The organism is Inquilinus limosus (genome assembly GCF_051487185.1).
GTDB lineage: Bacteria > Pseudomonadota > Alphaproteobacteria > DSM-16000 > Inquilinaceae > Inquilinus > Inquilinus limosus_F.
This window is the reverse complement of the sequence record NZ_JAHVDK010000012.1, coordinates 198,461-209,284: the sequence shown is the minus strand read 5'-3', so window position 1 is coordinate 209,284 and position 10,824 is coordinate 198,461. Positions and strand designations below refer to the sequence as shown.

The window sequence follows — 10,824 nt, the reverse complement described above, 5'->3', positions numbered from 1 at the left end:
CGCGGCTGCGGCAGCTGCGCCACCTTCGGCGGCTCCGGCCGCTGCGCCGGCGGCTTCGGCGCCGGCGGGGTCTTCGCCGCGGCCGGCGGCGGCGGCGCATCGGCGTCGCCGGTGGCCTCGGGGGCCGGCGGCCGCTCCGGCGCGATCTCGCCGGTCGCGCCCTCGGTCACCGCATCGGCGCTGACGATCTCCACCGGCACGACCGCGATGGCCGGCGCGTCGCGCCGGAACAGCGGCAGCCCGAACATCAGCACGATCAAGAGGATCGCGTGAAGGGCCAGGGAGATGAGCAAACTGGGACGCATGGGACGGGGTCAGCGCCTCTGAGCCGGTGCGGTGGTCGCGGGGGCCGGCGTCAGGGCCGCCTGGCCCTTGGGCGTCTCGGAGATCAGCGCCACCCGGGTAAAGCCGGCGGCGGTGATGGCCCCCATCACCTGCATGATCCGGCCATAGGCCAGCGCCTGGTCGCCGAACACGAAGATGCGGGTCTCGTTGGCGCCGCCACCCGCCGCCGAGGCCTGCGCCTTGGCGATCGCGGTCAGCATCGGCACCAGCTCCTCCATCGCCACCTGCTTCTTCTGCACGTAGATCTGACCCTGGGCGTCGATGGTGACCTGGAGCGGCTCCTCCTTGGTCGGGATGTTCTGGGCCCGCGTCTGCGGCAGATCGACCGGCACGCCGACGGTCAAGAGCGGCGCCGTGACCATGAACACGATCAGCAGCACCAGCATCACGTCGACAAAGGGCGTGACGTTGATGTCCGAATTGGGGCGCAGGGTGCGGCGGCCGCCGCGCCCGCGACCGGTGGCGTGGGAGAGCGAGACACCCATCAGCTGCGGTCCTCGAGATAGCGCGACAGGATCGCGCCGAATTCGCCGGCGAAGTTCTCCAGCCGCTCGGCATACTTGTTCAGGTCGTTCGAGAACTTGTTGTAGGCGGTGGTGGCCGGGATCGCGGCGAACAGGCCGATGGCGGTGGCGAACAGCGCCTCGGCGATGCCCGGCGCCACCACGGCGAGGCTGGTGTCGGCCTGGGCGGCGATCGACTGGAACGAGTTCATGATGCCCCAGACCGTGCCGAACAGACCGACGAAGGGCGCGGTCGACCCGACCGAGGCCAGCACGGTCATGCCGCGCTCGACCCGCCCGAGCTCGCGCGTCATGGTCACCTGCATCACCCGGTCGATGCGCTGCTGCAGCCCGGCGCGCATGCTGCCGGAGGAGCCGATGCCGCGGTCGGCGGCGATGCGCCATTCCTTCATGCCCGCCGAGAAGGTGGCGGCCATCGGGTCCGGCGGGTTGGCGCCGACCTGGTCGTAGAGGTCGTCGAGCGACCCGCCGGACCAGAACGCATCCTCGAAGGCATCGGCCTTGCGGTTCAGCCGCCGCACCCGCACCCACTTCTCGAAGATGATCGCCCAGCACCAGACGGATGCCGCCAGCAGCAGCAGCATCACGAATTTGACGATCACGTCGGCCTGCAGGAACAAGCCCCACATGGTCATGTTGTGCACGGCCCCCTGGCCGACCGCCTGGGCGGTTTCGATCACCGACTGCTCCATACCTTCGCCCTTCCTACGCCGCGTGCGACGCGGTCTGACCTTTGATCGCGTTGAAGACTTCGCGCAGCCGGGGCGGCATGCGCGCCGCCCGGCCGTCGCGAGTGATGCAGGCCAATTTCAGCAGGATTGTGACGATCTCATCGTCACCACGCCGGATCGCCTGCGACATTTCGAGACTGGCGCCGCCGATCGCCGTCACCCGGGTCTCGACCGTAAGCTGGTCGTCGAGTCGGGCGGAACGGCGATAGTCGATGGCGCAATGGCGCACGGCGAAGGCTATGCCGGTCTCGGCCAGCATCGACCACTGCTCGAAGCCGGCCGTGCGCAAGAGCTCCGTCCGCGCCCGCTCGGCGAAGCGCAGATAGGAGGCGTGATAGACGATTCCCGACCCGTCCGTGTCCTCCCAATAGACCCGGACGGAGAAAAGATGAGGCGCGGTCAAGGCTCGTCTTCCGGCAGGAGGTCGAGCTGCGGCGTCTCGCGCTTCGGCGCGGCGAGGCCGAGCGCGCGGTAGCCGCGGTCGCCCAGCATGCGGCCGCGCGGGGTGCGCAGCAGCAGGCCTTGCTGCAGCAGATAGGGCTCGATCACTTCCTCGATCATGTCGCGCTGCTCGCTCAGCGCCGCCGCCAGGGTTTCGACACCGACCGGGCCGCCGCCGTAATTCTCCGCGATCATGCGCAGATAGCGCCGGTCCATGGCGTCGAGCCCGGCCTCGTCGACGTCGAGGCGGCGCAGCGCCTGGTCGGCGGCGCGGGCGTCGATCCGGTCCAGCCCCGCCACCGCGCCGAAATCGCGCACCCGGCGCAGGAGGCGGCCGGCGATGCGCGGGGTGCCGCGAGAGCGCTTGGCGATCTCGTGCGCCCCCTCCTCCGTCAGTGGGCAGCCGAGCAGCCGGGCGCCGCGGGCGACGATCGATTCGAGCTCCGGCGTGCCGTAGAAGTTCAGGCGCAGCGGGATGCCGAAGCGGTCGCGCAGCGGCGTGGTGATCAGGCCGGACCGGGTGGTGGCGCCGACCAGGGTGAAGGGCGGCAGGTCGATGCGGACCGACCGCGCCGCCGGCCCCTCGCCGATGATCAGGTCGAGCTGGAAGTCCTCCATCGCCGGGTAGAGGATCTCCTCCACCGCCGGGTTCATGCGGTGGATCTCGTCGATGAACAGCACGTCGCGCGGCTGCAGGTTGGTCAGGATCGCCGCCAGGTCGCCGGCGCGGGCGATCACCGGGCCGGAGGTGGCGCGGAAACCGACTCCGAGCTCGCGCGCCACGATCTGGGCCAGCGTGGTCTTGCCCAGGCCGGGCGGGCCGAACAGCAGCACGTGGTCCAGCGCCTCGGCCCGGCTGCGGGCGGCGGTGACGAAGACGCGGAGATTGTCGCAGACCTCGCGCTGGCCGACGAAATCCTCAAGCGTCTGCGGCCGTAGCGAGGCATCGTCATCGCCCTGGCGCTCGCCGGTGACGATGCGATCGTCGTCGGGGCCGCTCATGACGCCAGCTCACGCAGGGCCGCGGGGATGATCGCCGACACCGCCGCGTCGGGACCCAGCTTGCCGCCGGCCTTGGCCACGGCGGCGAAGGCCTCGGCCCGGCCATAGCCGAGATTGACCAGGGCCGAGACGGCATCGGCCGTGGCGCCGGACTCCGCCGGGGCGGCGGCGGCGGCGGTGTGGAAGGCTGCGACGACCGGTCCCAGGGCGATGCCGCCGACCTTGTCCTTCAGCTCAGATGCGATGCGGCCGGCCAGCTTCGGGCCGACGCCCTCGGCCCGGGCCAGCATCGCCTTGTCGCCGGCGGCGACGGCGGTCGCCACCTGGTCCGGCGACAGCACCGACAGGATGGCGAGGGCGACCTTGGCCCCCACCCCCTGCACCGTGGTCAAGAGGCGGAACCAGTCGCGCTCAGCCGTGTCGGCGAAGCCGTAGAGATGGATGTGGTCCTCGCGCACATGGGTCTCGATGTGCAGCGACACCGCCTCGCGCGGGCCGCCGAGCAGACCGAGGGTGCGGCGCGAGCAGAAGACGAGATAGCCGACGCCGTTGCAGTCGACCACCGCATGGTCGGCCCCGGCGCTGTCGAGCAGGCCGCGCAGCCGGGCGATCATCGCGCCACCTGCAGCCGAATGCCGGCGAGGCTGGCCTCGGTCTGGCGGTGATGGGCGTGGCAGATCGCGACCGCCAGCGCGTCGGCTGCGTCCGGGGTCCGGAAGGTGGCGCCGGGCAGCAGCATCCGCACCATGTGCTGGACCTGGGTCTTGTCGGCATGGCCAGCGCCGACCACCGATTTCTTGATGTGGTTGGCGCCGTATTCCGCGACTCGCAGGCGGGCCTTGGCCGGCACCAGCAGCACCACGCCGCGGGCGAGGCCGAGCTTCAGGGTCGAGGTCGGGTTCTTGTTGACGAAGGTCTCCTCGACCGCCGCCTCGTCCGGCGCCCAGGCGCGCAGCACCTCGGCCAGGCCGTCATGGAGCTGCACGAGGCGGGTGGCGAGATCGGCCTTGTCGTCGGAATCGACGCTGCCGTCGGCGACGTAGCGCAGCCGGTTGCCGTCGACGTCGAGAATGCCCCAGCCGGTGTGGCGCAGCCCAGGATCGAGGCCGAGAATCCTCATCGGCGCCCCGTCCCCCCTGCCCTGGCCATCCCCCGCAATGCCATCACCCCTCCGCCGGCTCAGGCCATGAGCCGCGCCATGACCTCGTCCGGGATCTCGTAATTGGCCGAGACCCGCTGCACGTCGTCGTTGTCCTCGAGCGTCTCCAAGAGTTTCAGCAACGACGCCGCCTGCTCCTCGTTCAGCGCCACGGTGTTGAGCGGCCGCCAGACCAGGCCGGACGAATCCGGCGTGCCGAACTTCTCCTCCAGCGCGTCGCGCACGGCGGCGAAGCCCTCGACCGAGGTGGTGACGGTGTGGGTCTCGCCGTCGCTCTGCACGTCGTCGGCGCCCGCCTCCAGCGCCGCCTCGAACATCGCGTCGGCGTCGGCCGCCTTGGCCGCGAACACCAGCTCGCCGACCCGGTTGAACATGAAGCTGACCGAATTGGTCTCGCCCAGCGACCCGCCGTGCTTGGTGAAAGTCGAGCGCACCTCGGCGGCGGTGCGGTTGCGGTTGTCGGTCAGCGCCTCGACGATGACGGCGATGCCGGCCGGGCCATAGCCCTCGTAGCGAATCTCCACATAGTCGCTGTCATCGGCGCCGCCAGCGGCGCGCTTGATCGCCCGCTCGATATTGTCCTTCGGCATGTTCTCCTTGCGCGCGGCCTGGATGGCGGCGCGCAGGCGCGGATTCATCGCCGGGTCGGGCAGGCCGAGCTTGGCCGACACCGTGATCTCGCGCTGGAGCTTGGTGAAGATCTTGGCCCGCTTGGCGTCCTGGGCGCCTTTGCGGTGCATGATGTTCTTGAACTGGGAATGACCGGCCATGGGGCTGCGCCTGACTGACTTTGGAAACTCGCGGCGGGAGACATATGCGGCCGGCCTGGCGACGGCAAGCGCCACCGCACGATCACCCGCGCCGCGTTAGGCCCAGACTATGGCGGTTTTGTGGTCCCGAGGGAAGACCCGACGAATTTTCGTCTGAGCAAGAATCTATTTCGATGCAATTAGATAGCTGCAATTTCACAGAAATAGGATGAATAGAATCAGCTCGCTGCCTCCGCGGGGGCGAAGCCGCTCGGCCAGGCCGGCGCCAGCCGGCCGCCGATGCGCAGCGGCTCGACCCGCCGCGCGAGTCCCGTCGCCTCGTCGGTCTCCAGCACCAGGCCGCAGATCGTCGGCTGGCCTTCGGCCGGGGTCAGCCTTTCGGTCGGCATCTTGCGGACGAAGCGGGCGATCGCCGGCTCCTTCACCATGCCGATGACGCTGTCGTAGTCGCCGCACATGCCGGCATCGGTCTGGTAGGCGGTGCCGCCCGGCAGGATCTGCAGATCCGCAGTCGGGATATGGGTGTGGGTGCCGATCACCAGCGTCACCCGGCCGTCGAGATGGTGGCCCATCGCCATCTTCTCGCTCGACGCCTCGCCGTGGAAATCGACCAGGATGGCGTCGACCATCCCGGGCATGGCGGTGTCGGCCAGCAGCTTGTCGGCGGCGGCGAAGGGGTCGTCGAGCGCGTCCATGAACAGCCGCGCCATCAGATTGACCACCAGCACCTGGCGGCCGCCGCGGGCCGGCAGCAGCGTCGCCCCCCGTCCCGGCGTGCCGGCCGGGTAGTTGGCCGGGCGCACCATTCGCGGGTCGCGGTCGATGGCGCCCAGCAGCTCGCGCTGGTCCCAGACATGGTTGCCGGTGGTCAGGCAGTCGACGCCGGCATCGTAGAACTCCTCGGCGATCTTGGGGGTGATGCCGAAGCCGCCGGCCGAGTTCTCGCCGTTGACCACCACGAAATCGAGGTCGAGGCGCTGCCGCAGCCGCGGCAGCTGCGCCATCACCGCGGTGCGGGCCGCGCGGCCGACGACGTCCCCGAGAAAGAGAATGCGCATCCGAAATCCGTACTCGTCCTAACGCTCGATGCGGATCGCCTCGCGATCCGTCACGATCCAATCCAAAGCCTCGTCATGCAACCCGACCGGCACGGCCTCGACCTCCTGCCCGGCATAGCCGACGCCGACCGCCACCACCGGCCGCTGCGCCCGCAACCCGGCCAGGGTGCGGTCGTAGAAGCCGGCGCCGTAGCCCATGCGGAAGCCCTTGCGGTCGAAGCCGAGCAGCGGCACGAACAGCAGATCCGGCATCCGTTCCGGCGCCGAGTGCGCGGGCACCGACACGCCGAACACGCCGGGGACCAGCGGCGCCCCGGGCGTCCAGTCGCGGAAGATCAAGGGCTGCCCCTTGCCCTGCACCACCGGCACGCAGGCGGCGTGGCCGCGATCGATCGCCGCCCGCAGCAGCGGCAGCGGATCGAGCTCGTCCTCGATCGGGAGATAGCCGCTGACCACGCCGCCCCGGGGAAAGGGAATCGCCTCGAGCGCGATGTCGCGCAGCCGCTCGCCCGCCCCGGCGCCGTACTGCTCGTGATAGGCCGCACGCCGTTCCCGCGCGGCGGCCCGGAACGCCTTCTTGGCGTCGCGCAGCTCGGTCCCGTCAGGCATTGCTGGAAGAGAAAGAAGTCGCAGCGGAGCCGCCTCGGCCGGTGGTCATGTTGTCTCCTCTTGGGCCCTGCAACAGCAGGTGGGCGCCGTGTGTCCGAGACCACGGTCCCGGCAGGGACAGCTCCCAAAGAGAAGCGCATCGGCCCCAGGGACAAAGCGACCTGTCGTACCGCGCAGCCCCGCTGGAGGAACAGATTTAGGGCGTCTCGACCCGGGCTGCAATGGCCTCGATCCGATCCGCGAGTTTCTGCAGCCGCTCCGCCAGCTCAGGGTCCTCCAGCGGCGACGGCGCCGGCGCGGCCGCCGGCACCCCCGGCACCTTGCCCTCGCGCAGGTCGAGCAGCTCGTCGCCCAGCATCAGGCCGACCATGACCATGAGATGCATGTCGGTCGCCGACCGCACCGACCCCTGGATCTCGCGGATCCGCTCCGCCAGGAAGGCGGCGACCTCGCGGACGCGCCCCTCCTGCCCGTCCTCGCAGGCGATCGGATACACGCGGTTGTTCAGAGTGATTTCGACCCGGGCCACGGCGCTACTTTTCCAAAAGGGTCTCGATGCGCTGGATCACCTGGTTGACCCGCGCCGCCACCGTCGCCGTGTCCTCGCGCAGCTCGGTCTCGATCTCGGTCATCGCCTGCGCACGCACGCGGTCCGCGATCTCGTCGATCTGCTTCTGGCGACGCTCCGCCTGGGCCGCGACGGCGGCATCCAGGCGCTCCAGGGCGCGTTCCAGGCGGTCCAGCTCGGCGGTCAACCCGCTCATCGGCGGGACTCCAGATCCAGGATCATTCGGGTGAAACTATGCGCCGCCCGGCCCCCCGTCAACGGACGCATCCGGAACCGCCACCCCGAAGGTGCCGGCGAAGGCGACCAGCCGCCCCCAGGTGCGGCGGTCGAGCGGCACGCCGAGCGCGGCGCGCTGCGCCGCCTCGCGCTTCTCCGGGTCGCCCGGCGCCATCACCTCCTGCCCCGGCTGCGCCGGCTGCGCCCGCAGATCGGCGAGAATCGCCGCGATCGACGACTCGAAGCCCGTCGCGGCGAAGGCCTGCGGCTTCAGCAGCAGGAAGAAGTGCCCGATGGTCACCGGCTTGCCCGGGCCGGTGAACTTGCCCATGCGCAGGCCATGCGGCATGCCGGTCAGGGCGGCGCACAGGATCTCGACCATCATCGCCAGGCCGGCGCCCTTGTAGCCGTAGCCCAGCCCGCCGACCGGGATCAGGCCGGTGGCGACATGCGGATCGGTGGTGGCGATTCCGTCAGGGCCGACCGCAACCTCCGGCGGCAGCTTCGTGCCGGTGTCGCGCCGCAGATGCACGCGGTTGAGCGGGACGGCGCTGGTCGCCATGTCGAGCAGCACCGGCTCCTCGCCAGGCGCCGGGGCGGCGAAGCTGACCGGATTGGTGCCGAAGAAGGGCTTCACGCCGCCATGCGGCACCACCAGCGCATCGGCATGGGTGCAGCCGAAGGCGACGAAGCCGCGCCGTGCGGCCTCCAACGTGTAGACGCCGGTGGCGCCGTGATGGGCCGAGCGGGTGACCACGGCGGCGGCCAGGCCCGTCTCCTCCGCCACCTGCGCCGCCTCGTCGACGGCGCGGTAGCTGGCGAGATGGCCGAGGCCGCCATCGGCGTCGACGACGACGCAGGCCGACGCGGTGCGGGTCGCGGTCACTGCCGGGGCGGGATTGACCCGACGGTTCTCGAGCTGGTCCAGATAGAACGGCACCAGCCGCACGCCATGGGTGTCGACACCGCGGGCCGAGGCGTCGGTCATCGCCCGCGCCGTCGCCGCCGCGCTGTCCACAGACATCCCGGCGCCGCGCAGCAGCGCCGCCGCGAAGTCTTCCAGCACCGCCCGCTGCAGACGCACACCCTCGAACCGTTCCATCCCGACTCTCCGAAATCCCTCTCGACCGTCGCTACGGTCGTTTTGTCCGACCTGTCTAGCGCACGGCCGAGAGGGTCTCCAGACCTTATCGGGATGACACGGCATACCCGCCGTAGCGCAGGCCATAGCCGAAGGGATACAGCGGCGCCCGGCTGTCATAGGGCGCGTCCGACGCCTGGGCCAGCACGGCGGCCATCGAGGACGGCAGCTCGAACGGCAGGCGGCCGCGCGGCCGGGCCTTGCCCTGCAGCACGTCCAGCAGGGCGTCGTCGGTGATCCCGAAATTGCCGATCAGCGCGGTGGCGCGGCTGCTGACATCGGTCAGCACCGCCGGCCGGTCGAGATAGACGGTGACCACCGTCGGCACCACGGCCGAGGCCCGCTTGATCGCCTCGTAATCCGGATCGCCGTCGCGGAAATCCAGCCGACCCTCATGCTGCCGGCTGCCGAAGGTGTAGTTCGGGTGCAGAATCTCGTAGGGCGCCGCCGCCCGCACCAGGGCGAAGTCGGCCTGGCCGGGATCGTCGACCACGGTGAAGCCGCGGGCCCGGATCGTCGCCGCGTCGACGCCGTGCAGCCACACCCGCCGCAGCAGCGGGTTCAACGGCAGCATCGGACGGCCCCGGCCGATGCCGCGCACCGCCACCGGCTTGTTCTCGAGCAGCACCAGCGAGGCCTGCTGGGCCGCCTTCCCTTCCGCCACGAAGCGGGCATTGCCGGCGATGCGGCCGGCCGCCGCCTCGTCGACATAGGGGTTCTCGAACAGGCCGAGCGCGAATTTCTGCTCCAGGATGCGGACCACCGACTGGTCGATCCGGCGCTCGCTCAATTGGCCGGCACGCACCGCCTGCACGATCGGCGCCGGATCGTCGCTGGTGCCGCCGAACTGGTCGATGCCGGCATCGATCGCCTTGACGAAGCGCTGCTGGACGGTGGCCTGCTCCATCCCCCAGGGCGTGCCGAAGCCGGCGAAGCCCGGCGTCTGCCCCGCCGGCCAGCCGTTGCGGCAATTGGCGTCGCAGTCCTGAGTGATGGCCCAGTCGCTGAGGATCAGCCCGTCGAAGCCGTAGCGGCCGCGCAGCAGGTCGGTCAGGAGCTGCTTGCTGAAGCCGGCGCCGACCCGCTCCAGCGGCCGGCCGAACAGGATCAGGCCCTCGGGCGGCACCGAATAGGTCGGCATCACCCCGGCCACATTCGCGGCGAAGGCGCCGCGGAAGGCCCGGACGTGGTCCTGGAAGCGGCCGGCCGGGAAGGTCAGGTCCTGGCCATAATGGTTGTGGCCGTCGAAGCCGTCGACCGCGGCGCCGTAGCCGACCCAGTGCTTGACCACGGCGACGACGCCGCCGCGGTTCAGGCCGCGCTCGCCGTTCTGGAAGCCGGCGACATAGGCCTCGACCAGGCGGCTCGCCAGGTCCGGATCCTCGCCGAAGGTGCCGTTGATGCGGGGCCAGCGCGGCTCGGTCGACAGGTCGGCCTGCGGCGACAGGGTCATGCGCAGGCCGATCGCCGCGTATTCCTGCCGGGCGATGTCGCCGAAGCGGCGCACCAGCCGGGGATCGCCGATCGCGGCCAGCCCCGTCGTCTCCGGCCATTGCGAGAACGCCTTGTTCTCGACGCTGGCGCCAGGGACGTACTGGAAATGGTTGCGGGGGTCGGAGCTGAGCATCACCGGGATGCCCAGCCGGGTCTGCTCGGCGATCTCCTGAGCCTGATTGGCGGCGTCGGCCTGGGCCTGCGCGCCGCCGGACAGGCGGCTGATCATGGCGCCGGCATGCCGGTCCGCGAGCAGTGACGACAGCGAGTCCGCGGTCCAGCCGTCGCCGGTGGCGGTCGAGGCCGGCGTGGCGTGCAGCATCTGGCCGGCCTTCTCCTCCAGCGTCATCCGCCGCACCAGATCCTGGGCCCGCATCGCCGGCGGCAGGCGCCGATCCTCATAGGGATCCAGCCGGCCGTTGCGGTTCAGGTCCTTGTACGGGAAGCCGCGCTCCGTCAGCACCGGCGCCGAGCGCGCGACAAGGCCCGGCGCCGCATCGGCAAAGGCCGGACCCCAGGCCATCCATCCGCCCAGACAGACCGCGACCACGGCGGGCCAGAAACGAAATCTACGCATTGTCCCCCCCTCCTCCAATATCTTTGCTCGCTATAGAGCGATTCCGTATTTCATCAATTCAAATCCGTAGTCTTGAATGTTTATGCAAAAAAGGCCCTAAGATTTCGATTTGAATTCTCTAAAACTTTTCGATTTCGAGCTGATGAGGCGGGTGGTTAGCGAGATAGTCCGCTTCGGCAATGTCCGACG

The 10,824-nt window shown here is 70.2% G+C and carries 13 protein-coding genes, 1 other RNA gene and 1 pseudogene; all 15 read right to left on the bottom strand.

The window, feature by feature from the left end; genetic code table 11:
• A pseudogene (locus KXR53_RS16060) lies at positions 1 to 305 on the bottom strand (hypothetical protein); the annotation flags it as partial.
• Between the two features lie 9 nt (positions 306 to 314).
• A complete protein-coding gene (tolR, locus tag KXR53_RS16055) occupies positions 315 to 830 on the bottom strand; it encodes a protein TolR (RefSeq protein ID WP_437376236.1) in 516 nt (171 codons plus the stop codon).
• A complete protein-coding gene (tolQ, locus tag KXR53_RS16050; protein WP_437376235.1) occupies positions 830 to 1,561 on the bottom strand; it encodes a protein TolQ in 732 nt (243 codons plus the stop codon). The genes tolR and tolQ overlap by 1 nt, the downstream gene beginning before the upstream one ends.
• A gap of 13 nt (positions 1,562 to 1,574) precedes the next feature.
• Complete coding sequence (gene ybgC, locus KXR53_RS16045; protein ID WP_437376234.1) at positions 1,575 to 2,003, bottom strand: tol-pal system-associated acyl-CoA thioesterase; 429 nt, start codon at positions 2,001 to 2,003, stop codon at positions 1,575 to 1,577.
• A complete protein-coding gene (gene ruvB / locus KXR53_RS16040; protein WP_437376233.1) occupies positions 2,000 to 3,043 on the bottom strand; it encodes a Holliday junction branch migration DNA helicase RuvB in 1,044 nt (347 codons plus the stop codon). Before ruvB ends, ybgC begins: the two co-directional genes overlap by 4 nt.
• Entirely contained in the window at positions 3,040 to 3,657 is a 618-nt protein-coding gene (ruvA, locus tag KXR53_RS16035; RefSeq protein WP_437376232.1) for a Holliday junction branch migration protein RuvA, read from the bottom strand. Before ruvA ends, ruvB begins: the two co-directional genes overlap by 4 nt.
• Positions 3,654 to 4,163, bottom strand: coding sequence for a crossover junction endodeoxyribonuclease RuvC (gene ruvC, locus KXR53_RS16030; RefSeq protein ID WP_437376231.1), 510 nt, complete (start codon positions 4,161 to 4,163; stop codon positions 3,654 to 3,656). Before ruvC ends, ruvA begins: the two co-directional genes overlap by 4 nt.
• Before the next feature lie 59 nt (positions 4,164 to 4,222).
• The gene (locus KXR53_RS16025; protein ID WP_437376230.1) at positions 4,223 to 4,972 is read right to left on the bottom strand and encodes a YebC/PmpR family DNA-binding transcriptional regulator; all 750 of its coding nucleotides are present in this window, start codon (positions 4,970 to 4,972) and stop codon (positions 4,223 to 4,225) included.
• 218 nt (positions 4,973 to 5,190) lie between these two features.
• Complete coding sequence (locus tag KXR53_RS16020) at positions 5,191 to 6,030, bottom strand: TIGR00282 family metallophosphoesterase (protein ID WP_437376229.1); 840 nt, start codon at positions 6,028 to 6,030, stop codon at positions 5,191 to 5,193.
• 18 nt (positions 6,031 to 6,048) lie between these two features.
• Positions 6,049 to 6,639 carry a 5-formyltetrahydrofolate cyclo-ligase gene (locus KXR53_RS16015; RefSeq protein WP_437376228.1) on the bottom strand — a complete coding sequence of 197 codons (591 nt, stop codon included), beginning with the start codon at positions 6,637 to 6,639 and terminating at the stop codon, positions 6,049 to 6,051.
• Between the two features lie 22 nt (positions 6,640 to 6,661).
• A non-coding RNA gene (gene ssrS / locus KXR53_RS16010) (6S RNA) lies at positions 6,662 to 6,822 on the bottom strand.
• 13 nt (positions 6,823 to 6,835) lie between these two features.
• A complete protein-coding gene (locus KXR53_RS16005; RefSeq protein WP_437376227.1) occupies positions 6,836 to 7,168 on the bottom strand; it encodes a cell division protein ZapA in 333 nt (110 codons plus the stop codon).
• 4 nt (positions 7,169 to 7,172) lie between these two features.
• Positions 7,173 to 7,403 (bottom strand): hypothetical protein, encoded by a 231-nt coding sequence (locus KXR53_RS16000; protein WP_437376226.1) that lies wholly within the window; start codon positions 7,401 to 7,403, stop codon positions 7,173 to 7,175.
• 36 nt (positions 7,404 to 7,439) lie between these two features.
• Positions 7,440 to 8,525, bottom strand: a complete 1,086-nt coding sequence (locus KXR53_RS15995; RefSeq protein ID WP_437376225.1) for an Ldh family oxidoreductase — start codon at positions 8,523 to 8,525, stop codon at positions 7,440 to 7,442.
• A gap of 85 nt (positions 8,526 to 8,610) precedes the next feature.
• Positions 8,611 to 10,635: a glycoside hydrolase family 3 protein gene (locus tag KXR53_RS15990; protein ID WP_437376224.1), complete on the bottom strand. Its 2,025-nt coding sequence runs from the start codon at positions 10,633 to 10,635 to the stop codon at positions 8,611 to 8,613.
• Positions 10,636 to 10,824: the final 189 nt, after the last annotated feature.